Source organism: Citrobacter sp. CK199 (genome assembly GCF_030333285.1).
GTDB classification, from domain to species: Bacteria; Pseudomonadota; Gammaproteobacteria; order Enterobacterales; family Enterobacteriaceae; genus Citrobacter_B; species Citrobacter_B koseri.
This window is the reverse complement of sequence record NZ_JAOWGF010000026.1, coordinates 153,752-179,167: the sequence shown is the minus strand read 5'-3', so window position 1 is coordinate 179,167 and position 25,416 is coordinate 153,752. Positions and strand designations below refer to the sequence as shown.

The following is a 25,416-nucleotide window of genomic DNA, read 5'->3' as shown; positions in this document are numbered from 1 at the left end:
GGACCGATGCCCGACTGTTGTCTTCAATGTTAACGCCGTCTTTGCAGATGAATAAGCGAGCCTTTGCATTCCTTTGTGATCATTGGGAATGCGGCTTTTTCATTGGAAAGTGGATGCGAATGAATAAACAGCGTGTTTATCTTCCCGCCCATTCTTTTCTCGATCCTCTGTTTATAAGCATAGACGCTGCGGATATCCATACTCAGTAACTCGGCGATTTGATGCGGATTTTTCCCTGCAACCATGTTACCCATAATGATGAACTCCGTCTGGGTCAGGGTATTCCCTTTTGTAAAAGACAGATGTCGCCCAATAAATACTTGTCTGATTTTTTCATTCGCAACCGCCAGTCCATCATCGTGATAAATGACGACAGAAACCGCCGGATGATGTTTACGCCAGTAGTTGGCTAACGACTGCATGTTCCGATCGCTCACCAGTACAATACCCATACGTGTGCTGGCGAGATAATCAATCCACTGTTTGTCGAGAAACAGCCGCAAAAAGCTGATAGAGAAATCGACAAAAATATAACCATTTAATCGTGCATTATGATTATTATTTAAAATGCCCTCAATAACACCTCTGTTAAAGTAGATACTTTCTTCCGGCCACATACAAAAACATGCGTTAGCACAATATTGTAAACGAGGTGATTTTTCTGGCATTATTTTACAATGTAAAGAACAACTACTGCACGTAAGGTTTTTTAATTTAACATCCAGCTCCATACAGGAACCTCCCTATCCGTAGATAATTTCATAATTTCATCCGTTTTTAAATATGTCAATACTTTGCCAGACGGCAATTAGCGTGCGTAAAAAATCGATGTATATCACTTATTGCTATTTTTCTTAAAGCCTTGCGATGCATTTATAATAGTGGCTATTTACATGCTACTTATTTTCCTGGGGCAGTGTCTCGTCAGAGACAGAAACAATTTAGCATCCAGGACTTTTATAGCAAAATCCAGGAATAGTTATATTGCAAAAATGTTTAAGATATTTTGTTAAATGGCATTTATGGACAAAAGTTGCATTAATGTTAATTGCTGTATCTTAATTGTAAAATCGCTATTGTTTTTCATAATTAATAAATTATGTATTTGTGTGCTTTTTAAGCTTATCGTAATAATATCAGGAGAGCATGAAAATGCTTTAAAAATAGTCTTAATTAAGAACAAATGATCTTTTTTGACTTAAGGTTTTTGATTTATAAGTAATTTTACCGCTGGCGTTTGACAGTAATCGCATAATCAAATATTTATAGTGATCTCGATATAAGAATTTTGTAGCATGGCATTCATCATGTGAATGCCAGAAGGAATACTGTGTCGGATTTGTTAAAACACGCCAGATGTTACACAATTAATAACCTGGTTGACTTTCACCCTGGAAATCGGGCGTTATCGAATAGCGCAATGCAGAAGACCGTAACGTTACAAAGTCCTGCAAGCCTTATCCTTTTATATCTTATTCAGCATAACAACACGGTGGTTTCTCAAAACCAGCTGATTACAGCGGGTTGGGGAGAGAAGAATCATGTTACCTCGGCGAATACTTTTTATCAGACGATTCTCATTCTAAGAAATGCGTTAAGTGATATTGGGTTACCGCGCGATCTTATAAAAACCATTGCCCGTCGCGGTATGATGATTTCAGCGAATATTCAGACGGATGAGATAACCACAAAAGCATCAGCGACCGAAGCGCCGGTGCAGATTGTTGCACCCCAAATGGAGCCGAAGGGAGACACGCCAATAAAAAAGCGCCATCTCTCGTTGCCTGCGGCGCTTTGCGGACTGGCGCTTCTGGTGGTGATGATAAGTATTGCCGCCAGCCTGTTTTATATGTCTCCAGAGTCGCTGCTGTCGTCTTATGAGGTTCTGGACTCCGAGACTTTTTCATCCTGTACCGTCCTGCAAAAAGGGAATGATGTGCTGGAGCTAAATTATATTCGCTTTATGCACAAACATCGCGAGATTTGCGATAACAATAACTATGTGTTTCTCTCAGGAATGAGCAGCGCAAAAAATATCACGGCGATTATATGCCCGGAGGATGCCAGAGAAAATCCGTCCGTAAAGTGTATAACCTACTATTCGATAAATGATGAAAATTAAAATACTGGCAGCGGCTATTATTATCACGATCTTCATTGTGGGTGGCGGAGGATTCTGGTATGCGCACAGCATTAACCCGAAAATTGATTGCAGTGGTTATGCCGTCTGGGATATTGATCATGAACTTTTTGCTGGTGATATTACCTACCAGATGCATAATCATCAGGGGATCGTGACATTAACCGGCGTGTTGAATACGCCCGACGCTCATTCTTATAAAATTAGCCGGATTATTTATTTTACGTACCAGAAGTTGCAGCAAAACTATATTATTACGACGCATAATCTGGTCCGATATCCGTCTGACGAATTGCAGGGCAGTCATGAACGCAAGGCCATGCCGCTTATTTATTTATCAAAGGACGCGACGTTCTCGTTTTTGATACAACCCTGGCGGGAAGGCTGGACGTTTACGACAGTCGGGTCGCCCTCACTATTATGCCGATAGATTAAAGACTGAGTAAAACGGCTCGCCCCTCTTCAGGTGGATGAGCCGTTTTGTATTGAGATTAGCCAAAAAACATCACGGACACGCAAAGCAGACCCACAATCAGGGTAAGCAGATTTCCCAGAGAGCGGTATGGTTTGAGCGCGGGGATCAGATAGGTCGACAGCGTCGGCATGATAAACAAAATCATGGCGATAAGCGGGCCGCTGATCGCATAAATCATCGAAATGGCGTTGGGATTAATGCAGCAAACGACAAAGGTAATCAGCGAGACCAGCATGATAGACAGGGCGCGATTAAATGCCCGGCTTTTCTTCACGCCAGTCTGAAGTAACGCCGTTCGTACTATCTCTGTTGCCCCTTCAATCACTCCAAAATAGGTGCCCAGAAACGATTTTGACATCGCGACAACGGCGACAATAATCCCTGAAATGGAGAGCCATGCCGGTGCGGCTGGCATCATAGACAGCGCTGACAGGATGGTCACGCCTTCATGTTTCGCGGCTTCAATATAGGATGGCGGAATGGAGAGCAGACAGCTGAAAACGAAAAACAGCACGCTCAGGCAAATGATCAGATAAGCCACCTTCATGATTTTTTTGCATTTACCCATGGCCTGCTCGCCGTATCTTTCACGTCTGTCGATAGCAAACGTGGAGATAATGGGCGTATGGCTAAAAGCGAAAACCATCACCGGAATGGATATCCATACCTGATGAAGTGTGTGCCGATCGAAAGACATCTGGCTGGTCAATAACGCGGGCTGCCAGCTTCCGGTCAAATAAAGTGACAGAAATAAGAAATAGGCGATAAGCGGAAACACTAAAAAGCCCATCACGCGGATAGTCGCATGTCGTCCCATCAGGAAAATCAGATTCAGAATCAATACGACGCCCAGGCTGACCAGAACACGCACCCGCAGGTCTACCGTCATCTGCTTTGCCAGCTGTTCCGTCAGGGAATTGGTTATCGCCACGGCGTAAATCAGGACCACCACGAAAAACGCAATAAAGTATAGCGAGGTGATGAGACTGCCGATCTTCTTGCCGTAATAATGCGTTACCGCACCGGTGATCCCTTCGCCAGCGGAGGTTTTCGAAGAGAGGATAAACTGGCACAGCGCTTTATGAGGCCAGTAAGTCAGAGGCCAGGCAACCAGTGCGGTAATAAACAGCACGATAGCCCCCGCGGAACCCAACTGAATGGGGAGGAAAAGGGTGCCTGCGCCGACCGCAGTCCCATATAGTGCAAAACTCCAGAGAGTTTCTTCTTTTGACCAAATTTTCGACATTATTTGAACGTATCAACTATAAAATAAACAAAAAGAAGCGCAATTTACCATAAATGGCATGGGGCTGGGGAAACTAAAGCGGTGTGCGAGGGCAGGCAGGAAGCGCCGGAACGGGGAATGTTCCGGCTAAACAGAGCATTATCAGGCAGTAACGCGCTGCTGGCGGCGTCTTACTACGCGAAGACGCAACGTGTCATAGGCCCAGTTGTAGAACATGGTGTATGGCAGGAAGAAAAGGAAGAAACCGATTTCCAGCGTGAAGGCCTGCAACAGGCTGACGTTCAGCGCCCAGGCGACAATACTTACACCAATAACGATAAAGCCGCTTTCAAATCCCAGCGCGTGCAGTGCGCGAACTTTAGCGGTGCGCGTCACTACGTGTGACGGCCAGAAGCGGTCAAACAGCGCGTTATAGATGATATTCCAGATCATCGCCGTGGTTGCCAGCAGAATGGTTAAGCCTCCCATTTCCAGCACTGAGCGCTGCATCAGCCAGGCGGTAGTCGGGGCCAGAATGGCGGTGGCAATGCCTTCGAAGCAGACCGCATGGAAAATGCGTTCGAGTAGCGAACGGCGTTGGACTAAATCATGTTGCATAGGATCAAACCTTTTTTTTCATCTCCGGGAAAACGGAATGTCAGGCATTTTATCGTTTAATATGATATCTAAAAGATAGAATCCATCGATAAAGTAGATAGTTCATGCGCTACTCTCCCGAAGCATTGATCGCATTTGTTGAGACGGTCTCCTGCGGCTCGTTTTCCGCTGCGGCGCGCCGGTTACGGAAAAGTCAGTCCACCGTCAGTACGGCGATTGCCCACCTGGAAGCCGATCTGGGGTTTTCACTGTTTGATCGCTCTTCACGACAGCCAGTGCTGACGGAAGAGGGCAAGCGGGTGCTCAGCTATGTGCAGGCTATTCTGTCAGCAAGCGATCGTCTGGATGAGGTGGCGTTATCCCTGTCTGGCGAAACGGAAACCCGTCTGACATTCGTGCTATCCGACACCCTGCATCCAGACGTTCTGGAAGAATTAATGGTGCAGTTCGACCGCCAGTTTCCCCATACGGAATTTGAATGTCTGATCGGCGAAGATGAAGATGTCATCGATCTCCTGCAAAAGGGACGCGCGCAGGTTGGGCTGATTGAAGCGCGCAATCATTACCCTACCGAGATGGGGGTGACGCGCCTGCCCATGCAAACCTGGATGGGACTCTACGTGGCGGCCTCACATCCTCTGGCCGTGCAGAAAACCCTGCAATGGGATCAACTGCATACCTGGCGTGAACTGCGGCTGAATACCTATCTGGAAAGTGGCGCCAGCGTGGCGCGCGGCCCGGCCTGGTCTGCGCCTAACTATTTGTTATTACTGAGTATGGCGGTGCAGGGATTTGGCTGGTGCGCATTGCCTTGCGCGCTGGTGGAAGAGTTCGCGGCTGAAAAACCGCTGGTGCAACTGGATGTGCCCGGCTGGCCAAAGGCGATCTCGATTGATCTTCTCTGGAACAAGAAGTCGCCGCCGGGTGCGGCGGGAAGCTGGCTCCGCGATCATTTACAGCAGGGGCGTATACCGGGCTGATTAAAATAGCTGCAATTTCCTTTGTGATAAAACTCACCATTTTTAAACAAGCAGGATAATTATCTTTAACAATCCTCTACTATTGCGGTGTTATTTTGCGCTGAGGTGGTGATGAAAGAGGTTGTGATAGTTGGGGCTTTACGTACGCCGATCGGATGCTTCCAGGGAACGCTGTCCCGCCATTCTGCCGTTGAACTGGGCAGCATGGTGGTAAAAGCGTTGATGGAGCGTACCGGCGTTGATGTACATGCTATCGATGAAGTTATCCTCGGTCAGGTGCTCACGGCGGGCGCAGGACAAAACCCGGCGCGGCAGTCAGCCATCAAAGGTGGGCTGCCCAACACCGTTTCCGCTATCACCATCAACGATGTCTGCGGCTCCGGCCTGAAAGCGCTGCACCTGGCTACGCAGGCGATTCAGTGCGGCGAGGCGGATATTGTCATTGCCGGCGGGCAGGAGAACATGAGCCGGGCGCCGCACGTTCTTACCGACAGCCGCACAGGAGCGCAGCTCGGTAACAGCCAACTGGTGGACAGCCTGGTTCACGACGGCTTGTGGGATGCGTTTAACGATTACCACATGGGCGTTACCGCTGAAAATCTGGCGCGGGAATACGGCATCAGCCGCGAATTGCAGGACGCCTATGCCCTCAGCTCCCAGCAAAAAGCGCGGGCGGCCATTGATGCCGGGCGTTTTAAAGCTGAGATTGTCCCGGTTGTCACCCAGCGTAACGGCCAGCCTGTCGTTGTCGATACTGATGAGCAGCCAAGAACCGATGCCAGCGCGGAAGGATTGGCCCAGTTGAACCCGGCATTTGATCTCCTCGGCTCGGTCACGGCGGGCAATGCCTCGTCAATTAACGATGGCGCGGCTGCCGTCATGATGATGAGCGAAGCCAAAGCGCAGGAACTGGATTTACCCGTACTGGCGCGTATTCGCGCTTTTGCCAGCGTCGGCGTCGATCCCGCACTGATGGGTATCGCGCCCGTTTACGCCACCCGACGTTGTCTTGAACGGGTAGGCTGGCAGCTGGCAGATGTGGATCTTATCGAGGCTAACGAGGCTTTTGCTGCGCAGGCGTTATCCGTCGGCAAAATGCTGGAGTGGGACGAACGCCGGGTGAACGTTAACGGCGGAGCGATTGCGCTCGGTCATCCCATTGGCGCATCTGGCTGCCGGATTCTGGTGTCGCTGGTGCATGAGATGGTTAAACGCGATGCGCGAAAGGGCCTGGCGACGCTCTGCATTGGCGGTGGGCAAGGTGTGGCGCTTGCTATCGAACGAGATTAAAACCGCTTTCATTTTCCGCTTCCCCCATACAGGCGCTGCCAACCGCGCCAGCCGCAATATGTGCTGATATTTCCCCTCCCTGACGCCGCGGGTTGCAGCAATCCGGCGTTTCTTTTCAGGAGCACACGCTGCTCCCATATCCACCTGATAAACCTATCTTATTGTTTTTAATTTTATTTTAAGTATCTCCGCCTGTGCCTGCTAAAGGGAAATCTCGCGCTGACGTGATCGCAATTACACTTTTGATAATAAGATGCAGAAAAACTGAAACAACGTTTTATTTGTAATTGAAAACCCGTTTCTGGAGGGATATCATTACCGCATAAAGTAAAACGGAACGGTGTTTCGCCTTCCGTTCTGATATTCACGGTCGGTTTATTATTGGAGGTTGATGTGGACGTAAGACAGAGCATCCACAGCGCGCACGCTAAAACGCTGGACACCCAGGGGCTGCGCAACGAGTTTTTGGTCGAGAAAGTGTTTGTTGCTGATGAATACACCATGGTTTACAGCCACATCGACCGCATTATTGTCGGCGGCATCATGCCGGTAGCGAAAACGGTTTCCGTTGGCGGTGAAGTTGGTAAACAACTGGGCGTTACCTACTTCCTGGAGCGTCGTGAACTGGGGGTGATCAACATCGGCGGGCCGGGCACGATCGCTGTTGATGGTCAGTGCTATGAGATCGGCCACCGCGATGCCTTATACGTCGGTAAAGGCGCGAAAGAAGTTGTTTTCGCCAGCGTTGATGGCGCAAATCCGGCGAAGTTCTACTACAACTGCGCGCCGGCGCATACCACTTACCCGACTAAAAAAGTGACGCCAGCCGATGTCGCGCCGGTCACTCTGGGCGACAACCTCACCAGTAACCGCCGCACCATTAACAAATACTTCGTGCCGGACGTACTGGAGACCTGCCAACTGAGCATGGGCCTGACCGAACTGGCGTCCGGCAACCTGTGGAACACCATGCCTTGTCACACCCATGAACGCCGCATGGAAGTGTACTTCTATTTCAACATGGAAGAGAACGCCTGCGTCTTTCATATGATGGGGCAGCCTCAGGAAACGCGTCATATCGTGATGCATAACGAGCAGGCGGTTATCTCCCCAAGCTGGTCTATTCACTCCGGCGTCGGCACCCAGGCCTATACGTTCATCTGGGGGATGGTGGGTGAAAACCAGGTCTTTGATGATATGGACCACGTTGCAGTAAAAGATCTGCGCTAGTCGCGGACGGCAATCATGTCTGTCCGTGACAGGCACTAAGAAAATAAGGATTAACAATGATTTTGAATGCATTCTCTCTTGAAGGTAAGGTCGCGGTAGTCACAGGTTGTGATACCGGTCTGGGTCAGGGGATGGCGCTGGGTCTGGCGGAAGCGGGCTGTGATATTGTCGGGATCAACATTGTTGAGCCGACGGAAACCATTGAACGCGTCACCGCGCTGGGCCGCCGTTTTTTAAGTCTGACGGCGGATTTACGTCAGATTGACGGTATCCCAGCCCTGCTTGAACGTGCGGTGGCGGAGTTCGGCCACATTGATATTCTGGTGAATAACGCCGGTCTGATCCGCCGTGAAGACGCGATCGACTTCAGTGAAAAAGACTGGGATGACGTCATGAACCTGAACATTAAGAGCGTGTTCTTTATGTCTCAGGCTGCGGCGAAGCACTTCATCGCCCAGGGTAACGGCGGCAAAATTATTAATATCGCCTCTATGCTCTCCTTCCAGGGCGGGATTCGCGTTCCTTCTTACACCGCGTCTAAAAGCGGCGTTATGGGCGTAACGCGCCTGATGGCGAACGAATGGGCGAAACATAACATCAACGTGAACGCTATCGCGCCGGGTTACATGGCGACGAACAATACTCAGCAACTGCGTGCTGATGAGCAGCGTAGCGCGGAAATCCTCGACCGTATTCCGGCGGGGCGTTGGGGGCTGCCTAGCGATCTGATGGGGCCGGTGGTGTTCCTGGCATCCAGCGCATCTGACTATATTAACGGCTATACCGTTGCGGTGGATGGCGGCTGGCTGGCGCGTTAATTCTGATGTCGTAAAAGCCTCGCCCCGGTGAGGCGATAACATCCGGCCTGCGCAGGGGTTCCTGTACAGGCCGGATGCGTATGGCTTACGCGTTGAGGAAATCTTCGCGTACTGGCGTGAAGGTATCCAGCAGTGTCCCCGGTTGTAAACACACGCAGCCATGCATGATATTGGGCCGTTTATATAGCGTGTCGCCGGCGCGCACCACATGCTTTTCTTCACCAATAGTAAACTCAAATTCACCGGACAAAACGTAAGTCAGCTGTTCATGAGGATGATTGTGCAACGGCCCGATTGCGCCTTTTTCGAAATTCACCTCTACCGCCATCATGTTACCGTCGTGAGCCAGAATACGCCGGGTAACGCCATTTCCCAGATCCTCAAGCGTCGTCTCATTATGAAAAATAAACATGCGGTGATCCTGTTATTTATTGAAACAATGTTTCAACTAAATTAGTTCATACCGGGGGAAAAGAAAATGGCAGACCAAATGAACTGGAAACTTGATCACAAGTTTGCTTCACTGCTGTCATCAAGGTGAGAAGGAGAAGGTAATGAAAACGATTGGACTGCTGGGCGGCATGAGTTGGGAATCGACGATCCCCTATTACCGTTTGATTAATGAAGGAATCAAAGCACGGCTGGGCGGTTTGCATTCCGCCAGCCTGTTGCTGCATAGCGTTGATTTCCATGAAATTGAAGAGTGTCAGCGCCAGGGCGAGTGGGATAAAACGGGAGATATTCTGGCGCAGGCCGCACTGGGTTTGCAGCAGGCGGGCGCAGAAGCGATAGTGCTGTGTACTAATACCATGCATAAAGTGGCGGAGACGATTGAATCGCGCTGTTCACTGCCGTTTTTACATATTGCGGATGCGACAGGGCGGGCGATTGCGCGCAAAAACATGACGCGCGTGGCGCTACTGGGGACGCGCTACACGATGGAGCAGGATTTTTATCGCGGGCGTCTGGAACAGCGGTTTGCGATTGAAACCCTGGTGCCGGAAACGGACGACCGCGCGCAGATCAACCAGATAATCTTTGACGAACTGTGCCTCGGCGAGTTTAGCGAACGCTCCCGCCAGTATTATTTGCAGGTGATCGAACGTCTGGCGGCGCAGGGCGCTCAGGGCGTGATTTTCGGCTGTACTGAGATCGGGTTGCTGGTGCCGGAAGCGCAGAGCGCGCTGCCGGTGTTTGATACTGCGGCGATCCATGCGGCTGACGCCGTGGAGTTTATGCTTTCGTAACCGGCTCCAGAATGGCCTCCAGCGGATCGACAAGACGCGGAAGGCTGGTTTGCAGGTGCTCGCTGAACGCATCCACCAGCGCGGATGATGGCCGGTGCAGCGGGCGGATCAGACTGACGGTAAACGGAACGTCGACACTGAACCGCCGCACGGTCACTCCGCTGGCGGCATAATCCAGCGCGGTGAGCGGGTTAACCACCGAAAGCCCGGCGCCCGCGCGCACCATCGCGCAAACCGACGCCGCGCTGTGGGTTTCCACGACCATCCGGCGTTTAACCTGGTGTTCGTTAAACAGCGCATCCAGCAGCTGGCGATAGCTGTCGGTGCGCGACAGGCTGATGTAATTCTCTCCCTGAAAGTCGCCCGGCGTTAGCACGGATTTGGTCGCCAGCGGGTGGCCGGGCGGCAGCACGCACACTTCATTTAGCGTCAACAACGCGGTGCGTTCGGTGCCTGCCGGGGTATGCAACGTTTCCGTCAGGCCGAGGTCGTGGCGTTGAGCGGAAAGCCACTCTTCCAGCAGCGGCGACTCCTGCGGCACGATGTTCAGGCTGACATCAGGATAGCGGGCGAGAAACGGTTGCAGCAGCGTGGGTAAAAAGGACTGGGAGAAAACGGGCAGGCAGACAATCGACAGCTCGCCCTGGCGGAATTCACGCAGGCTCTCCGCCGCGTTTACAATGCGATCCAGCCCATACCAGGAACGCTGCACCTCTTCGAATAGCCGTAATCCTTGCACCGTCGGGTGCAGGCGTCCGCGCGTGCGCTCAAACAGTTTAAGCCCCAATACTTTTTCGAACCGCGCCAGCTCCCGGCTAACGGTGGGCTGCGAGGTATGCAGCAGGCGCGCCGCTTCGGTCAGGTTTCCGGCGGTCATCACGGCATGAAAGATTTCAATGTGGCGCAGGTTCACGGCTGCCATCGTTGGCTTTCCCCTCAGTGGATATCATCCATATCATTTTTGCATAGACTCGCCATAAAACGATATTTTTTATTCCCTTCAGTTTGTGGCGTAATCATAAAAAATGTCTTGCCCGGAGCCTGCTATGCCACATTCACTGAATTGCACTGATACTGACCTCAACGCTGAAAATCTGCTCAGACTACCGGCGGAATTCGGCTGCCCGGTATGGGTCTATGACGCGCAGATTATTCGCCGTCAGATCGCGGCCCTGCAACAGTTTGATGTGGTGCGCTTTGCGCAAAAGGCCTGCTCGAATATTCATATTTTGCGCCTGATGCGTGAGCAGGGCGTAAAGGTGGATTCCGTCTCGTTGGGTGAAATTGAGCGCGCGCTGGCGGCGGGATACGATCCGCAAAACCATCCTGATGATATCGTCTTCACGGCTGATGTCATTGACGCCGCCACGCTGGCCCGCGTCAGCGAACTGCGCATTCCGGTGAATGCCGGGTCGGTGGATATGCTGGATCAACTGGGGCAGGTTTCGCCGGGTCATCGCGTCTGGCTGCGTATCAATCCCGGTTTTGGTCACGGGCACAGCCAGAAAACCAATACCGGCGGCGAGAACAGCAAACACGGCATCTGGCATACCGATCTGCCTGCCGCGCTGGCGGTGATGCAGCGCCATCGGCTTCAGCTTGTTGGGATCCACATGCACATTGGTTCCGGCGTTGATTACGGTCATCTGGAGCAGGTGTGCGGTGCGATGGTGCGCCAGGTTATCGATTTTGGGCAGGATCTGGAGGCGATTTCGGCGGGAGGCGGGCTGTCGATCCCTTATCACGAGGGAGAAGAGGCGGTCGATACGCAGCATTACTTCGGACTGTGGAACGCCGCCCGCGAGCAAATCGCTCGCCATCTGGGGCATCGGGTGAAGCTGGAAATTGAACCGGGACGTTTTCTGGTGGCGCAATCCGGCGTGCTGGTGACGCAGGTACGCAGCGTGAAAGAGATGGGGCGCCGTCATTTTGTGCTGGTGGATGCCGGTTTCAACGACCTGATGCGCCCGGCAATGTACGGCAGCTACCACCATATTACGGCGCTGGCGGCGGACGGTCGCTCGCTTGAACATGCGCCACTGCTGGATACCGTGGTGGCGGGGCCGTTGTGCGAATCTGGCGATGTCTTTACGCAGCAGGAAGGCGGTAACGTGGAAACGCGTGCGCTGCCTGCGGTAGCACCGGGGGATTACCTGGTTCTGCACGATACCGGCGCGTACGGCGCGTCCATGTCATCAAATTACAACAGCCGACCGCTGCTGCCGGAAGTGCTGTTTGATAACGGTAAAGCGCGATTGATTCGCCGCCGCCAGACGATTGAAGAGTTGCTGGCGCTGGAAGTTTTTTAACCGGCAGACTGGATAAAGCGTCTTTGCCTGATGGCGCTATGCTTATCAGGCCTACAGACGGCGCAATATCGTAGGCCGGATAAGGCGCTTGCGCCGCCATCCGGCAAACCATCAGCAATCCGACTGAAAAAATGGCCCGGTGGTCACTGAATCACGCAGCACTAATGTTCCTGTAAACGGCGGGATCGGCTCCAGTTCCTCGCCGCTCGCCAGCCGAATCGCCTGATCGATTGCGGTGGTGATCATACTGTCGATCGGCAGATAAACGGTGGACAGCGCCGGTTCCAGCCACTTCGCGCTGGGCGCGTCATCGAAGCCAAACAGTGAAATATCCTGCGGTATTCGCAGCCCGGCCTGGTGCAGCGCCTTTGATGCGCCAAGCGCCATATCGTCGTTACAGGCAAAGAGCGCGGTAAAGGCGATCCCGTCCTCCAGCAGTTCACGGCACGCTTCGTACCCGCGTGTCATGCTGGAGTCGCCGTATTTCACTTTCGCCGGGTCCCAGGCGATCCCGTTTTTCTCCAGCGCCTTGCGGTAGCCCGTCAGGCGGGATTTTCCCGTTGGCGTGTGATTCGGTACGGTAATGCAGGCGATATCCCGATGGCCTTGTGAGATCAGGTAATCCACCGCCTGAAACGCGGCATCTTCCTGTTCAAAGAATATGGCGCGATCGCGGGCCAGACTGACATCGCGGTTGATCACGACCAGCGGCGTCTCTATGGTATTAATCAACGAGATGATCGTTTTTTCGCTCATATAGCGGGTATAGAGAATGATCGCGTCGCACTGCCTGTCGGCCAGCATTTGCACCGCCTCTTGCTCGCGTTCCGGCGTGTCATGGCCATCGGTCACGATAAGCTGCTTACCGTGCGACTCCGTCTGGCGTGACGCCTGTTGCAGCAAACGCCCGAAGTAAAATCCGTCAAAGGTCGAGACAACAAGCCCAATGCTGTTACTGGTGCGGTTCGCCAGCGATCGCGCCAAAAAATTGGGTCGGTAATCTAACGCCTGCATCGCTTTGAAGACTTTCTGGCGCGTGCTCTCTTTCACCTGTCCCGTTCCGTTCAGCACGCGAGAAACCGTCGCTTTTGATACGCCCGCGCGACGTGAAACATCCAGCATTGTTGTCATGACGCTATCCTGATTAATCGTTTGACGAAGAATTCCCGGTTTCCGACGGCGTCGAAACGGAATGCCGACGAACCAGAGTAGGGCTAAAGACATGGGTGATTTCGGGTACAGGCCGTTTTTCCGCCAGCGCGAGCGCCAGTTCGGCGGCCTGGGTCGCCATGGTCACGATCGGGTAGCGTACCGTGGTCAGACGTGGACGCACGTAGCGCGAGACCAGCACATCATCGAAACCAATCAGTGAAATTTCGCCCGGCACGTCAATACCGTTGTCGTTTAATACGCCCATTGCGCCTGCGGCCATCGAATCGTTGTAACAAGCGATCGCCGTGAAGTTTCTTCCGCGACCTAACAGTTCGGTCATTGCCTGTTCACCGCCGCTCTCATCCGGTTCACCGAACGTGACCAGCCTGTCGTTAGCCGGAATATGGCTCTCTTCCAGCGCGTCGTAATAACCCTTGAGCCGGTCTTCCGCATCAGAAATCGAATGGTTGGAACAGATATAGCCGATGCGGGTATGGCCCTGCTGAATTAAATGACGCGTTGCCAGCCAGGCGCCGTAACGGTCATCTAACGCCACGCAGCGCTGCTCAAACCCAGGCAGGATGCGGTTAATCAGCACCATGCCAGGCATCTGTTTCATTAATGACGCCAGGTCCGCGTCCGGGATCATCTTGGCGTGTACGACTAACGCCGCGCAACGATGGCGGATCAGTTGTTCAATCGCCTGATGCTCTTTTTGTTCATTATGGTAGCCGTTGCCAATCAGTAAGAAATTACCGGTGTGGTAGGCCACCTGCTCGACCGCTTTAACCATCGCGCCAAAGAAAGGGTCGGAGACATCCCCCACGACTAAACCAATTGTCTCCGTGGATTGCTGCGCCAGCGCTCGCGCATTGGCGTTGGGGTGATAGCTGAGCGATTCCATCGCGCTGGTGACCGCGAGGCGGGATGCTTCGCTGGCTTTCGGGGAATCATTAATAACGCGAGAAACGGTGGCGACTGAAACACCAGCCAGTCGGGCTACATCCTTTATGGTCGCCATGACAGTACCTATAGTGGGTAAACGCTTACATTTCGTCAGTGTTACGGAAAATGGCTATCTGTTCAAGCAGATTGCCTGACGGGAACGCGCAAATGTGAGCGCACGCCGGGGAAGTAAGACAGAAAAGGGAGAATGCAAACCTTTGGTTACACTTTGCGAAGCGCTGTTGCGATTGTTCGCTGGTGAGGGCGTCGGGCGGATTGCTAGAGTTGAGATCCCAGAGGTATTGATAGGTGAAATCAGCTTTCGGGTTGATCACAAGAATTACACCAACCTGCGCATCATGTGCAGGTTTTTTTTTGCGCTTACAGCAATCTGTAACAGTAACCGATAATTTACACAACTCGTTGCATTTGTGTTCATTCCTTTGCGTTTTGCTGGTGGCGCGCAGCGTCGCCGGAGACCACAATCAAGATCCCAGAGGTATTGATTGGTGAGATTATTCGGTACGCTCTTCGTACCTGTCTCTTGCACCAACCTGCGCGGATGCGCAGGTTTTTTTTCGCCCGTCCATTTACCTGTCGCGCCTGTTCCCCATCTCGTATAATCTGCAACCATGCATCTTTACCGAACTGTAAGCAAAGGGAGTTGACATGCTTTTTGGATTTTTTCGCAACCTGTTCCGCGTGCTTTATCGTGTACGCGTCACCGGGGATGCCAGGGCGCTACAGGGTGAGCGCATCCTGATCACGCCAAACCATGTCTCTTTTATCGACGGTATTTTACTCGCCCTGTTTTTACCGGTTCGCCCTGTTTTCGCGGTCTATTCCTCTATCAGCCAGCAATGGTACATGCGCTGGTTAAAGTCGCTGATTGATTTTGTGCCGCTCGACCCGACGAAGCCGATGGCGATTAAGCACCTGGTACGCCTGGTAGAGCAGGGCCGCCCGGTGGTTATCTTCCCGGAAGGGCGAATTTCGGTGAGCGGTTCGTTGATGAAAATCTACGACGGCGCCGGGTTTGTGGCGGCGAAGTCTGGCGCAACGGTGGTGCCGGTTCGTATTGAAGGCGCAGAGCTTACGCACTTTAGCCGCCTGAAAGGTCTGGTAAAACAGCGTTTTTTCCCGCGCATTCACCTGCATATCCTGCCGCCCACCCATCTGCCGATGCCGGAGGCGCCGCGAGCGCGCGAGCGCCGCAAACTGGCCGGAGAAATGCTGCATCAAATTATGATGGAAGCGCGCATGGCGGTGCGCCCGCGTGAAACGCTGTATGAATCACTGTTAGCTGCGCAGTACCGCTACGGGGCGGGTAAAAACTGTGTTGAAGATATTAACTTCACGCCGGACACTTATCGCAAATTGCTGACAAAAACGCTGTTTGTCGGTCGCATTCTGGAAAAATACAGCGCGCAGGGCGAAAACATCGGCCTGATGCTGCCAAACGCGGCCATCAGCGCCGCCGTCATTTTTGGCGCAGTTTCTCGTGGCCGTATCCCGGCGATGATGAACTACACGGCGGGCGTGAAAGGGTTGACCAGCGCCATTACCGCTGCGGAGATCAAAACCGTATTCACCTCCCGTCAGTTTCTTGAGAAAGGCAAACTCTGGCATCTGCCGGAGCAACTGACGCAGGTTCGCTGGATTTATCTCGAAGATTTAAAAGCTGATGTGACGCTCGCCGATAAGCTCTGGATTTTTGCGCATCTGCTGATGCCGCGCCTGGCGCAGGTCAAACAGCGGCCGGAAGAGGCGGCAATGATCCTCTTTACATCCGGTTCGGAAGGGCACCCGAAAGGCGTGGTGCACAGCCATAAAAGCCTTCTGGCGAACGTTGAGCAGATAAAAACCATTGCCGATTTCACGGCGAACGACCGCTTTATGTCAGCGCTGCCGCTGTTCCACTCCTTCGGTCTGACCGTCGGCCTGTTGACGCCGCTGCTGACCGGCGCCGAGGTGTTTCTCTATCCCAGCCCGTTGCACTATCGCATTGTGCCGGAGCTGGTCTATGACCGGAACTGCACGGTGCTGTTTGGCACGTCGACGTTTCTGGGCAACTACGCGCGCTTTGCCAACCCGTATGACTTCTATCGTCTGCGCTATGTCGTCGCCGGCGCGGAAAAATTGCAGGACAGCACCCGACAGCTCTGGCAGGACAAATTCGGCCTGCGCGTTCTGGAAGGTTACGGCGTGACCGAATGCGCGCCGGTCGTGTCGATTAACGTACCTATGGCGGCGAAGCCGGGCACCGTTGGGCGCATTTTGCCAGGCATGGATGCGCGCTTGCTGGCGGTTCCGGGCATTGATGACGGCGGACGTCTGCAACTCAAAGGGCCTAATATCATGAACGGCTACCTGCGGGTTGAAAAACCGGGCGTGCTGGAAGCGCCTGCGGCGGAAAATGCGCTGGGCGACGTTGAACAGGGCTGGTACGACACGGGCGATATTGTGCGTTTCGATGAAAACGGTTTTGTGCAGATCCAGGGGCGAGCGAAGCGCTTTGCGAAAATCGCCGGAGAGATGGTTTCGCTGGAGATGGTCGAACAGCTGGCGCTGAGCGTCTCGCCAGATAAAATGCACGCTACGGCGATTAAAAGCGACGCCAGCAAGGGCGAAGCGCTGGTGCTGTTCACGACAGACGGCGAGCTGACGCGTGAAAGCCTGCTGCAATATGCCCGCACACACGGCATTCCTGAACTTGCCGTACCGCGTGATATCCGCTATCTGAAACAACTTCCGTTACTGGGCAGCGGCAAGCCGGACTTTGTGACGCTGAAAAGCTGGGTTGATGAACCGGAAAAACAACATGCGTGAGTCAGTACATACTAACACTTCGATCTGGTCGAAAGGGATGATGTCGGTTATCGCCGCGCAGTTTCTCTCTGCGTTTGGCGATAACGCGCTGTTGTTCGCGACGCTGGCGCTGCTGAAGGCGCAGTTCTACCCGGACTGGAGCCAGCCGATCCTGCAAATGGTGTTTGTAGGCGCTTACATTCTTTTTGCCCCCTTTGTCGGGCAGGTGGCGGACAGCTTTGCTAAAGGTCGGGTGATGATGTTCGCCAACGGCCTGAAACTGTTGGGCGCTGCGAGCATCTGTTTTGGTTTTAATCCCTTTGTCGGCTATACGCTGGTGGGGATTGGCGCGGCGGCTTACTCTCCGGCGAAATATGGCATTCTTGGCGAGCTGACCACGGGCGACAAACTGGTGAAAGCCAATGGTCTGATGGAAGCCTCCACTATTGCCGCGATTCTGCTGGGATCGGTGGCGGGCGGCGTACTGGCAGACTGGCATGTGATTGCGGCGCTGGTCGCCTGTGCGTTGGCCTATGCGGGCGCAGTTGTCGCTAACCTTTTTATTCCGAAACTTGCGGCGGCGCGGCCAGGCCAGTCCTGGCATTTGCGTAAGATGGTGCGCAGCTTCTTCTGCGCCTGCATGTCGCTCTGGCGTAACGGGGAGACGCGTTTCTCGCTGGTTGGCACCAGCCTTTTTTGGGGCGCGGGCGTCACGCTGCGTTTTCTGTTGGTGCTGTGGGTGCCGGTAGCGCTGGGAATTACCGATAACGCCACGCCGACTTACCTGAACGCAATGGTGGCGATCGGTATTGTTGTGGGCGCAGGCGCTGCGGCGAAGCTGGTTACGCTGGAGACGGTGGCGCGTTGTATGCCTGCGGGTATTCTGATTGGCGTGGTGGTGCTGATTTTCTCTTTGCAACACGCGTTGCTTCCGGCCTATGCGCTGTTGACGCTTATTGGCGTGCTGGGCGGCTTTTTCGTGGTGCCGCTCAATGCGTTATTGCAGGAGCGTGGCAAGAAAAGCGTCGGCGCGGGCAACGCGATTGCGGTACAGAACCTGGGGGAGAACAGCGCGATGCTGTTGATGCTAGGTCTCTATTCGCTGGCCGTACTGGTGGGTATTCCGGTCGTGGCGATCGGCATTGGTTTTGGCGGACTGTTTGCGCTGGCGATTGCGGCGCTGTGGATTTGGCAGCGCCGCCAGATGTGATTGTTGCACCGTCTGTAGGCCTGATAAGCGCAGCGCCATCAGGCAGAAGCGCCGGATGGCGGCACAGGTGCCTTATCCGGCCTACGGTATGGTGCTGTTGGTAGGCCTGATAAGCGCAGCGCCATCAGGCAGAAGCGCCGGATGGTGGCACAAGTGCCTTATCCGGCCTACGGTATGGTGCTGTCGGTAGGCCTGATAAGCGTAGCGCCATCAGGCAGAAGCGCCGGATGGCGGCACAGGCACCTTATCCGGTCTACGGTATGGTGCTGTCGGTAGGCCTGATAAGCGCAGCGCCATCAGGCAAAGGTGCCGGATGGCGGCACAGTGCCTTATCCGGCCTACGGTATGGTGCTGCCGGTAGGCCTGATAAGCGCAGCGCCATCAGGCAGAAGTGCCGGATGGCGGCGCAGGCGCCTTATCCGGCCTACGGTATGGTGCTGTTGGTAGGCCGGATATGCATATTACGGTGCCGGGTAGGTATAAACCTGGTGTACCGCTTCGATCTCCGCCAGCACCTCTTCGCTTAACTCCAGATGCAAACTCTCAACGTTGGTTTTTAACTGCGCCATCGTCGTTGCGCCCAACAGGGTGCTGGCGACGAACGGCTGACGACGCACAAACGCCAGCGCCATCTGGGCCGGATCGAGGTTGTGGCGTCTGGCGATGTCGACGTAGGCCGCAACCGCCTTTTGCGCCTGCTCGCCGCTGTAGCGCGTAAAGCGGCTAAACAGGGTGTTGCGCGCGCCGGCGGGTTTGGCGCCATTCAGATATTTACCGGTCAACGTACCGAATGCCAGGCAAGAGTAGGCCAGCAGCTCGACGCCTTCATACTGGCTGACTTCCGCTAATCCCACCTCATAACTGCGGTTCAGCAGGCTGTAAGGGTTCTGGATAGTGACAATGCGCGGCAGGTCATGTTTATCTGCCAGATGCAGATAGCGCATGACGCCGAAGGCCGTTTCGTTAGAGACGCCGATGTAGCGAATTTTGCCCGCGCGCTGGAACTCCGTCAGCGCATCCAGCGTTTCGAGCAGCGTGACAACCGGAGCCGAATCCGTCCAGCTGTAGCCCAGCTTGCCGAAGCAGTTGGTCGGGCGCTGCGGCCAGTGAACCTGATACAGATCCAGATAGTCGGTTTGCAGACGTTTGAGGCTATCGTGTAAGGCCTCACGGATATTTTTACGATCCAGCGCCTGATTGGGGCGAATTCCGCTGTCGTTATTACGCGATGGGCCGCTTACCTTGGAAGCGATAACCAGCTTCTCACGGCTGCCGTGTTTAGCAAGCCAGTTACCGACATAGGTTTCTGTTAGTCCCTGGGTTTCCGGGCGTGGAGGCACCGGATACATTTCGGCGACGTCGATCAGGTTAATGCCCTGATCCACGGCGTAATCGAGCTGTGCATGTGCGTCGGCTTCGCTGTTTTGTTCACCAAACGTCATTGTGCCCAGCCCCAGTGTACTTATTTCAAGCGAGCTGTGGGGTATACGGTGATAGTGCATAGCCGTTTCCTTCTTATTATGAAGTCAGTAAATCCCGACAAAGGAATATAAAAATGGCAGAGGGAAGAGAAAAGGGAAAGAGAAAATTCTAAGGCCAGCAGGGCTGCTGACCTCAACAATTAGCGTTCAATGATCTGAGAGACTTCGTCACGATTGATTTGCATCGCGTTGCCTTGCTGATCGTGGTAGCTCACCAGACCCGTATCATCGTCAATTTCTGGTTTACCGTCGGTCAGAATCATCCGACCATCTTTGGTCGCCATTACATAATCGCTGCTACATCCAGAAACAGCAAAAGCCAGTCCTACAGCGGAAATCACAACTGCCCATTTTTTCATCCATTTATCCTCACGTGGCCTGCGTCTGATAATAGTCTAGTAATAACCTGAAGTTATGTCTGATAAAAGCAGTAAAATCTTAAACTGTGAGGAACGGGAGCGGCATTGCGGGTATTCGCTCCCCTTACAGGGAGCGAAAGAGTGAATCAGAGAGGGTTCTTTTTATTGCGCATCAGGTTCAGGCTCTCTACCGCGATAGAGAAGAACATGGCGAAGTAGATGTACCCTTTCGGAACGTGTACATCGAAACTTTCCAGAATCAGGGTAAAGCCGACCAGAATCAGGAAAGAGAGCGCCAGCATTTTTACGGAAGGGTGGCGGTCAACAAACTCGCCGATAGGGCGCGCCGCGAACATCATCACGCCGACGGCAATCACAACTGCCGCCATCATGATAAACAGATGATCCGAGAGGCCCACCGCCGTGATGACGGAATCAAGGCTGAAAATAATATCCAGCATCATGATCTGGACAATCGCGCCCAGGAAGGAGGAGACGCGCGTTTTCAGCCCTTCTTCCTCGCCTTCAATCGATTCGTGAATCTCTTTACTGGCTTTCCAGATCAGGAACAACCCACCCAGCAGCAGGATCAGATCGCGGGCGGAAATCGCTTCGCCGAAAACCTCGAACAGCGGGTTTGTCAGGCGTGTGACCCAGGCGATAGAAGCCAGCAAAGCCAGGCGCATTACCATCGCCGCCGCCAGCCCAAGGCGTCGGGCGTGATTCCGTTGCGCTGTAGGAAGTTTCGCCACCACCAGAGAGAGGAAAATAATATTGTCGATCCCAAGAACGATCTCCAGCAGCGTCAGCGTACCGAGCGCGAGCCAGGCGTTAGGATCGGTTACCCATGCAAATAACATCGAACAAAGTCCTGCCAAAAAAAGAAGCGCTAATTATAGGCGCGCAATGCGGCAGGTGAAAGTCCAGTCTGTGCCTGTTAGCCCTGTAACAGGAAATGGCGGGCCAGCAGCGTGCGAGTGAAGTTCTTTTTCAGATAAAAGCCGCGCGGCAACGTCAGAATGGTCTCTCCCTGCGCGCCAATTGCTTCGGTAAGGGCTTTGGCATTCGCCGCTTTTGGCCGCAGTTGTAAAAATTCGCCATGCCGGGCGGTGATCCGCTCAACCTGACCCAGCACAATCATGTCCATCAACTCTTCCCAGTCGAGGCGAAGCTGCTGGTCTTCTTCTTCATTTGGGCTCCACAGCAGTGGGGAACCGACGCGCCGATCGGCTAACGGAATACTGCGATCCCCCTCTACGGGAACCCATAACACACGTTTTAATTTGTGGCGGACGTGACTTGTTTCCCACGTCACGCCGCTGTTGCCGGTTAGCGGCGCGACGCAGACAAACGTGGTTTCCAGCGGGCGGCCAAGGCTATCGACGGGAATGGTTTTTAGCTCCACGCCAAGCGCGGCGAAATCTTGTTCCGGTTTGCTACCGGCGCTGGCGCCGAGCCAGATCTCCAGCAGCACGCCAATCCAGCCTTTATCCCGTTTCAAATCTTTGGGGGCCACTAAACCGGCCAGCGCCGCCAGTTCGCCCAGCGAGTAACCTGAAAGCTGCTGCGCCTGGGCAAGCAAAAGGGCTTCAGATGCTGGCGGAGAAAGTAGCGGGCGGAGTCCGGGCATGATGTTATACCTTAGGCGAAAAAGTGAACAATGATTTTATACCGTATGAACAGAGTTTAACGATTTCCACACGCGATGTTCAATCGCATGATTTATATTGGTTTTTAGGATCTGATCCTGCAAGTTGCGCAACAGAGAAATGGGTTTTCCAAATCTGGTCACTGAAAATAAACAGGATCTTACACCATGTTATCCACAGAAAGATGGGATAACTGTGAAAAACCGCCACTACTGTTTCAATTTACAGCCTTGACGTGCGACGAAAATCGAATTTTTACACAAATTGTGCCTAACTTATTGGCACAATCTGTGGATAAAAGCGACGGTGGTTGATCTTTCATCAGCCTGACGATCTTCAATGTGATGGCTGTCACGATTTAGCACGAATGGTCGCAGATTTTGCATTTAACTTAATGAATTTACGAGGCTATTTTTTGATGGTGTTTGCCGCCCAATTCAGACTGTTCCGGGTTTTCCCGTAGTAATTCCGTACTTCTTCACAACTATATCCACAGAAAAGGTGAATAAAATCGTCTGTGAACACACCTCTCTGTTTATAACTCGGCTATTTGCTGTGAGTTATTCAATTGTTATTAGTAGCGCGTACGCCTAACAGAGTGGTTTACCGTCTCTCTGGAGTGTGAAACAATCATTCATATATAAGGTTTATGTTGAGGTAGTCCGGTGATTGATGACGATGGCTACCGCCCAAATGTAGGTATCGTAATTTGTAATCGCCAGGGGCAGGTTATGTGGGCCCGGCGATTTGGTCAGCACTCCTGGCAATTCCCGCAAGGCGGGATAAATTCAGGGGAGTCAGCAGAACAAGCGATGTACCGGGAACTGTTTGAAGAAGTCGGGTTGAGCCGTAAAGATGTGCGGATACTTGCTTCTACTCGCAACTGGTTGCGTTACAAGTTACCGAAACGTTTGGTGCGTTGGGACACGAAGCCGGTTTGTATCGGCCAGAAACAAAAATGGTTTCTTCTGCAATTGATGAGCGCTGATGCGGAAATCAATATGCAAACCAGCAGCACCCCTGAGTTTGATGGCTGGCGCTGGGTAAGTTACTGGTACCCGGTCAGGCAGGTGGTGTCATTTAAACGCGATGTCTACCGCAGGGTGATGAAAGAGTTCGCAAGTGTCGTGATGGCGCTTCAGGAGAGTACGCCGAAGCCACAAAACGCACCTGCCTGGCGACGTAAAAGAGGTTAAAGCTACGCAAATTATGCTCACCCGCCTGCGCGAAATAGTGGAAAAGGTGGCCAGTGCGCCGCGCCTTAACGAGGCGCTGAATATTCTGGTCACTGATATCTGTCTTGCGATGGATACAGAGGTCTGTTCGGTCTATCTGGCCGATCACGACCGACGTTGTTACTACCTCATGGCGACGCGAGGGCTAAAAAAACCGCGTGGCCGTACTGTCACACTCGCATTTGATGAAGGTATCGTCGGCCTGGTTGGCAGGCTGGCGGAACCGATCAACCTTGCCGATGCGCAGAAACACCCCAGCTTTAAATACATCCCGTCAGTAAAAGAGGAGCGTTTCCGCGCTTTTCTGGGCGTGCCGATTATTCAGCGCCGCCAGCTACTGGGGGTGCTGGTGGTACAGCAGCGTGAACTGCGCCAGTACGATGAAAGCGAAGAGTCTTTCCTCGTTACGCTGGCGACCCAGATGGCGGCTATCCTTTCGCAGACGCAGCTAACCGCGTTATTTGGTCAATACCGCCATACGCGCATCCGTGCGCTGCCCGCCGCGCCCGGCGTGGCGATAGCGGAAGGCTGGCAGGATGCAACGTTGCCGCTGATGGAGCAGGTCTACGAAGCCTCCACCCTTGACCCGGCGCTTGAGCGCGAGCGGCTGACCGGCGCGCTGGAAGAGGCCGCTAACGAATTTCGTCGTTACAGTAAGCGCTTTGCCGCTGGCGCGCAGAAAGAGACGGCGGCGATCTTCGATCTGTATTCACACCTGCTTTCTGATGCCCGACTGCGTCGTGAACTGTTTGCCGAAGTCGATAAGGGCGCGGTGGCGGAGTGGGCCGTCAAAAAAGTCATCGAAAAGTTTGCCGAGCAGTTTGCCGCCCTGACGGATGGCTACCTCAAAGAGCGTGCCGGAGATTTACGCGCGCTGGGCCAGCGTCTGTTATTCCACCTGGATGACACCATTCAGGGGCCGAACACATGGCCCGAGCGTTTTGTGCTGGTGGCAGATGAACTCTCAGCCACCACGCTGGCGGAACTGCCACAGGACAGACTGGCCGGCGTCGTGGTTCGCGACGGCGCGGCTAACTCGCATGCGGCGATTATGGTGCGCGCGCTCGGTATTCCGACCGTGATGGGCGCGGATATTCAGCCTTCGGTTCTTCATCACCGCACGCTGGTGGTGGATGGCTATCGCGGGGAACTGCTGGTCGATCCTGAACCGGTATTGTTGCAGGAATATCAGCGGCTTATCAGCGAAGAGAATGAACTAAGCCGGCTGGCGGAAGATGATGTCAATCTGCCCGCGCATCTGAAAAGCGGCGAACGCGTTAAGGTGATGCTTAACGCAGGGTTAAGCCCGGAACATGAAGAGAAGCTGGGCAGCCGTATCGACGGTATCGGGCTTTATCGCACCGAAATTCCGTTCATGTTGCAAAGCGGTTTCCCCTCGGAAGAAGAGCAGGTGGCGCAGTATCAGGGGATGCTGCAAATGTTTAACGACAAACCGGTGACTCTGCGTACGCTGGATGTCGGCGCGGACAAGCAACTGCCCTATATGCCGATCAGCGAAGAAAACCCGTGCCTGGGCTGGCGCGGCATTCGTATTACGCTCGATCAGCCGGAGATCTTCCTGATCCAGGTGCGCGCGATGCTGCGCGCCAACGCCGCGACCGGCAACCTGAGCATTTTACTGCCGATGGTCACCAGCATTGATGAAGTGGATGAAGCGCGACGCCTGATTGAGCGTGCCGGGCGTGAAGTCGAAGAGATGATCGGTTACGCGATCCCCAGGCCGCGCATTGGGATCATGCTGGAAGTGCCGTCGATGGTATTTATGCTGCCGCAACTGGCGAACCGGGTCGATTTTATCTCCGTTGGTACCAACGATCTGACGCAGTATATCCTGGCGGTTGATCGCAACAATACGCGTGTGGCCAGTATTTACGACAGCCTGCACCCGGGGATGTTACGTGCGCTGGCGATGATCGCTCAGGAAGCCGAAAAACAGGGGCTTGATTTGCGGCTATGCGGTGAAATGGCGGGCGATCCGATGTGTGTGGCGATCCTGATAGGCCTGGGATTCCGCCATCTGTCGATGAACGGTCGCTCCGTCGCGCGCGTGAAATACCTGCTGCGGCACATTGATTATGAAGACGCGCAAACGCTGGCGCAGCGCAGTCTGGAAGCGCAAATGGCGACGGAAGTGCGTCATCAGGTGGCGGCGTTTATGGAGCGCCGTGGCATGGGAGGCCTGATACGCGGGGGGTTGTGACAGGCGCTGTGCCCTTGATTGCCG

Annotated in this window: 24 protein-coding genes; 13 read left to right on the top strand and 11 right to left on the bottom strand. The window is 53.6% G+C overall.

Going from position 1 to position 25,416, the window contains the following annotated elements; genetic code table 11:
- Nucleotides 1–29: 29 nt before the first annotated feature.
- Nucleotides 30–731 (bottom strand): helix-turn-helix transcriptional regulator, encoded by a 702-nt coding sequence (locus tag OGX75_RS11920; RefSeq protein ID WP_024130913.1) that lies wholly within the window; start codon nt 729–731, stop codon nt 30–32.
- Between the two features lie 689 nt (nt 732–1,420).
- On the opposite strand from OGX75_RS11920, the gene OGX75_RS11915 reads away from it, so the two are divergent.
- Nucleotides 1,421–2,122, top strand: coding sequence for a winged helix-turn-helix domain-containing protein (locus tag OGX75_RS11915; protein WP_286451140.1), 702 nt, complete (start codon nt 1,421–1,423; stop codon nt 2,120–2,122).
- Nucleotides 2,109–2,570, top strand: coding sequence for a YqeJ family protein (locus tag OGX75_RS11910; RefSeq protein ID WP_071257892.1), 462 nt, complete (start codon nt 2,109–2,111; stop codon nt 2,568–2,570). Before OGX75_RS11915 ends, OGX75_RS11910 begins: the two co-directional genes overlap by 14 nt.
- A 61-nt stretch (nt 2,571–2,631) precedes the next feature.
- Here OGX75_RS11910 and OGX75_RS11905 read toward each other — a convergent pair whose 3' ends face one another.
- The gene (locus tag OGX75_RS11905; RefSeq protein ID WP_047461483.1) at nt 2,632–3,861 is read right to left on the bottom strand and encodes an amino acid permease; all 1,230 of its coding nucleotides are present in this window, start codon (nt 3,859–3,861) and stop codon (nt 2,632–2,634) included.
- A 141-nt stretch (nt 3,862–4,002) separates the two neighbouring features.
- Nucleotides 4,003–4,458 (bottom strand): multidrug/biocide efflux PACE transporter, encoded by a 456-nt coding sequence (locus tag OGX75_RS11900; protein ID WP_024130912.1) that lies wholly within the window; start codon nt 4,456–4,458, stop codon nt 4,003–4,005.
- A gap of 104 nt (nt 4,459–4,562) precedes the next feature.
- Between OGX75_RS11900 and OGX75_RS11895 the strand changes: the two genes are divergently transcribed.
- The 4 genes from OGX75_RS11895 (at nt 4,563) to kduD (ending at nt 8,776) form a co-directional block, all read left to right on the top strand.
- Nucleotides 4,563–5,438, top strand: a complete 876-nt coding sequence (locus OGX75_RS11895) for a LysR family transcriptional regulator (RefSeq protein ID WP_286451141.1) — start codon at nt 4,563–4,565, stop codon at nt 5,436–5,438.
- A gap of 111 nt (nt 5,439–5,549) precedes the next feature.
- Nucleotides 5,550–6,728, top strand: a complete 1,179-nt coding sequence (locus OGX75_RS11890) for an acetyl-CoA C-acetyltransferase (RefSeq protein ID WP_104868233.1) — start codon at nt 5,550–5,552, stop codon at nt 6,726–6,728.
- Between the two features lie 393 nt (nt 6,729–7,121).
- On the top strand, nt 7,122–7,958 hold the full coding sequence (kduI, locus tag OGX75_RS11885; protein WP_286451142.1) for a 5-dehydro-4-deoxy-D-glucuronate isomerase: 837 nt from the start codon (nt 7,122–7,124) through the stop codon (nt 7,956–7,958).
- Nucleotides 7,959–8,014: 56 nt separating this feature from the next.
- Nucleotides 8,015–8,776: a 2-dehydro-3-deoxy-D-gluconate 5-dehydrogenase KduD gene (gene kduD / locus OGX75_RS11880; RefSeq protein ID WP_005123393.1), complete on the top strand. Its 762-nt coding sequence runs from the start codon at nt 8,015–8,017 to the stop codon at nt 8,774–8,776.
- Nucleotides 8,777–8,861: 85 nt separating this feature from the next.
- Here the strand turns inward: kduD and OGX75_RS11875 are convergent, their stop codons facing one another.
- Nucleotides 8,862–9,188 carry a cupin domain-containing protein gene (locus OGX75_RS11875; protein WP_012134962.1) on the bottom strand — a complete coding sequence of 109 codons (327 nt, stop codon included), beginning with the start codon at nt 9,186–9,188 and terminating at the stop codon, nt 8,862–8,864.
- Nucleotides 9,189–9,330: 142 nt separating this feature from the next.
- Between OGX75_RS11875 and OGX75_RS11870 the strand changes: the two genes are divergently transcribed.
- Nucleotides 9,331–10,023, top strand: a complete 693-nt coding sequence (locus OGX75_RS11870) for an aspartate/glutamate racemase (RefSeq protein WP_058668045.1) — start codon at nt 9,331–9,333, stop codon at nt 10,021–10,023.
- On the opposite strand, the gene OGX75_RS11865 is transcribed toward OGX75_RS11870, so the two are convergent.
- Nucleotides 10,010–10,945, bottom strand: coding sequence for a LysR family transcriptional regulator (locus tag OGX75_RS11865; RefSeq protein WP_012134960.1), 936 nt, complete (start codon nt 10,943–10,945; stop codon nt 10,010–10,012). The two genes, OGX75_RS11870 and OGX75_RS11865, sit on opposite strands and share 14 nt — an antisense overlap.
- A 124-nt stretch (nt 10,946–11,069) precedes the next feature.
- Here OGX75_RS11865 and lysA point away from each other — a divergent pair, with 124 nt between their 5' ends.
- Entirely contained in the window at nt 11,070–12,332 is a 1,263-nt protein-coding gene (gene lysA / locus OGX75_RS11860) for a diaminopimelate decarboxylase (RefSeq protein WP_047461500.1), read from the top strand.
- 111 nt (nt 12,333–12,443) lie between these two features.
- On the opposite strand, the gene OGX75_RS11855 is transcribed toward lysA, so the two are convergent.
- On the bottom strand, nt 12,444–13,463 hold the full coding sequence (locus tag OGX75_RS11855) for a LacI family DNA-binding transcriptional regulator (protein WP_058668043.1): 1,020 nt from the start codon (nt 13,461–13,463) through the stop codon (nt 12,444–12,446).
- 13 nt (nt 13,464–13,476) lie between these two features.
- Complete coding sequence (gene galR / locus OGX75_RS11850; RefSeq protein WP_012134956.1) at nt 13,477–14,505, bottom strand: HTH-type transcriptional regulator GalR; 1,029 nt, start codon at nt 14,503–14,505, stop codon at nt 13,477–13,479.
- A gap of 593 nt (nt 14,506–15,098) precedes the next feature.
- Here galR and aas point away from each other — a divergent pair.
- Together aas and lplT are read left to right on the top strand one after the other, a co-directional pair.
- A complete protein-coding gene (gene aas / locus OGX75_RS11845; RefSeq protein WP_230010058.1) occupies nt 15,099–17,258 on the top strand; it encodes a bifunctional acyl-ACP--phospholipid O-acyltransferase/long-chain-fatty-acid--ACP ligase in 2,160 nt (719 codons plus the stop codon).
- Nucleotides 17,251–18,447: a lysophospholipid transporter LplT gene (gene lplT, locus OGX75_RS11840; RefSeq protein WP_047461510.1), complete on the top strand. Its 1,197-nt coding sequence runs from the start codon at nt 17,251–17,253 to the stop codon at nt 18,445–18,447. The genes aas and lplT overlap by 8 nt, the downstream gene beginning before the upstream one ends.
- Before the next feature lie 461 nt (nt 18,448–18,908).
- On the opposite strand, the gene OGX75_RS11835 is transcribed toward lplT, so the two are convergent.
- The 4 genes from OGX75_RS11835 to mutH all read right to left on the bottom strand — a co-directional run bounded on the left by OGX75_RS11835 (nt 18,909) and on the right by mutH (nt 21,917).
- Nucleotides 18,909–19,949, bottom strand: coding sequence for an NADP(H)-dependent aldo-keto reductase (locus OGX75_RS11835; RefSeq protein ID WP_047461513.1), 1,041 nt, complete (start codon nt 19,947–19,949; stop codon nt 18,909–18,911).
- 119 nt (nt 19,950–20,068) lie between these two features.
- Nucleotides 20,069–20,287 carry a lipoprotein YgdR gene (gene ygdR, locus OGX75_RS11830; RefSeq protein ID WP_012134951.1) on the bottom strand — a complete coding sequence of 73 codons (219 nt, stop codon included), beginning with the start codon at nt 20,285–20,287 and terminating at the stop codon, nt 20,069–20,071.
- A gap of 146 nt (nt 20,288–20,433) precedes the next feature.
- On the bottom strand, nt 20,434–21,147 hold the full coding sequence (locus OGX75_RS11825) for a TerC family protein (RefSeq protein ID WP_049012027.1): 714 nt from the start codon (nt 21,145–21,147) through the stop codon (nt 20,434–20,436).
- Between the two features lie 77 nt (nt 21,148–21,224).
- The gene (gene mutH / locus OGX75_RS11820) at nt 21,225–21,917 is read right to left on the bottom strand and encodes a DNA mismatch repair endonuclease MutH (RefSeq protein WP_047461516.1); all 693 of its coding nucleotides are present in this window, start codon (nt 21,915–21,917) and stop codon (nt 21,225–21,227) included.
- 186 nt (nt 21,918–22,103) lie between these two features.
- On the opposite strand from mutH, the gene OGX75_RS21305 reads away from it, so the two are divergent.
- From OGX75_RS21305 to ptsP, 3 genes are all read left to right on the top strand, one after another.
- Nucleotides 22,104–22,250 (top strand): hypothetical protein, encoded by a 147-nt coding sequence (locus OGX75_RS21305; RefSeq protein ID WP_047461519.1) that lies wholly within the window; start codon nt 22,104–22,106, stop codon nt 22,248–22,250.
- A gap of 351 nt (nt 22,251–22,601) precedes the next feature.
- Nucleotides 22,602–23,132 (top strand): RNA pyrophosphohydrolase, encoded by a 531-nt coding sequence (gene rppH / locus OGX75_RS11815; protein ID WP_024130909.1) that lies wholly within the window; start codon nt 22,602–22,604, stop codon nt 23,130–23,132.
- 13 nt (nt 23,133–23,145) lie between these two features.
- Nucleotides 23,146–25,392 carry a phosphoenolpyruvate--protein phosphotransferase gene (ptsP, locus tag OGX75_RS11810; protein ID WP_012134945.1) on the top strand — a complete coding sequence of 749 codons (2,247 nt, stop codon included), beginning with the start codon at nt 23,146–23,148 and terminating at the stop codon, nt 25,390–25,392.
- Nucleotides 25,393–25,416: the final 24 nt, after the last annotated feature.

What these genes read in the sequence shown, in the direction of transcription:
- OGX75_RS11920 (WP_024130913.1), bottom strand. Translation starts at nt 731, where the DNA reads ATGGAGCTGGATGTTAAATTAAAAAACCTTACGTGCAGTAGTTGTTCT.
- OGX75_RS11915 (WP_286451140.1), top strand. Translation starts at nt 1,421, where the DNA reads ATGCAGAAGACCGTAACGTTACAAAGTCCTGCAAGCCTTATCCTTTTA.
- OGX75_RS11910 (WP_071257892.1), top strand. Translation starts at nt 2,109, where the DNA reads ATGATGAAAATTAAAATACTGGCAGCGGCTATTATTATCACGATCTTC.
- OGX75_RS11905 (WP_047461483.1), bottom strand. Translation starts at nt 3,861, where the DNA reads ATGTCGAAAATTTGGTCAAAAGAAGAAACTCTCTGGAGTTTTGCACTA.
- OGX75_RS11900 (WP_024130912.1), bottom strand. Translation starts at nt 4,458, where the DNA reads ATGCAACATGATTTAGTCCAACGCCGTTCGCTACTCGAACGCATTTTC.
- OGX75_RS11895 (WP_286451141.1), top strand. Translation starts at nt 4,563, where the DNA reads ATGCGCTACTCTCCCGAAGCATTGATCGCATTTGTTGAGACGGTCTCC.
- OGX75_RS11890 (WP_104868233.1), top strand. Translation starts at nt 5,550, where the DNA reads ATGAAAGAGGTTGTGATAGTTGGGGCTTTACGTACGCCGATCGGATGC.
- kduD (WP_005123393.1), top strand. Translation starts at nt 8,015, where the DNA reads ATGATTTTGAATGCATTCTCTCTTGAAGGTAAGGTCGCGGTAGTCACA.
- OGX75_RS11875 (WP_012134962.1), bottom strand. Translation starts at nt 9,188, where the DNA reads ATGTTTATTTTTCATAATGAGACGACGCTTGAGGATCTGGGAAATGGC.
- OGX75_RS11870 (WP_058668045.1), top strand. Translation starts at nt 9,331, where the DNA reads ATGAAAACGATTGGACTGCTGGGCGGCATGAGTTGGGAATCGACGATC.
- OGX75_RS11865 (WP_012134960.1), bottom strand. Translation starts at nt 10,945, where the DNA reads ATGGCAGCCGTGAACCTGCGCCACATTGAAATCTTTCATGCCGTGATG.
- lysA (WP_047461500.1), top strand. Translation starts at nt 11,070, where the DNA reads ATGCCACATTCACTGAATTGCACTGATACTGACCTCAACGCTGAAAAT.
- OGX75_RS11855 (WP_058668043.1), bottom strand. Translation starts at nt 13,463, where the DNA reads ATGACAACAATGCTGGATGTTTCACGTCGCGCGGGCGTATCAAAAGCG.
- galR (WP_012134956.1), bottom strand. Translation starts at nt 14,505, where the DNA reads ATGGCGACCATAAAGGATGTAGCCCGACTGGCTGGTGTTTCAGTCGCC.
- aas (WP_230010058.1), top strand. Translation starts at nt 15,099, where the DNA reads ATGCTTTTTGGATTTTTTCGCAACCTGTTCCGCGTGCTTTATCGTGTA.
- lplT (WP_047461510.1), top strand. Translation starts at nt 17,251, where the DNA reads ATGCGTGAGTCAGTACATACTAACACTTCGATCTGGTCGAAAGGGATG.
- OGX75_RS11835 (WP_047461513.1), bottom strand. Translation starts at nt 19,949, where the DNA reads ATGCACTATCACCGTATACCCCACAGCTCGCTTGAAATAAGTACACTG.
- ygdR (WP_012134951.1), bottom strand. Translation starts at nt 20,287, where the DNA reads ATGAAAAAATGGGCAGTTGTGATTTCCGCTGTAGGACTGGCTTTTGCT.
- OGX75_RS11825 (WP_049012027.1), bottom strand. Translation starts at nt 21,147, where the DNA reads ATGTTATTTGCATGGGTAACCGATCCTAACGCCTGGCTCGCGCTCGGT.
- mutH (WP_047461516.1), bottom strand. Translation starts at nt 21,917, where the DNA reads ATGCCCGGACTCCGCCCGCTACTTTCTCCGCCAGCATCTGAAGCCCTT.
- OGX75_RS21305 (WP_047461519.1), top strand. Translation starts at nt 22,104, where the DNA reads ATGTTATCCACAGAAAGATGGGATAACTGTGAAAAACCGCCACTACTG.
- ptsP (WP_012134945.1), top strand. Translation starts at nt 23,146, where the DNA reads ATGCTCACCCGCCTGCGCGAAATAGTGGAAAAGGTGGCCAGTGCGCCG.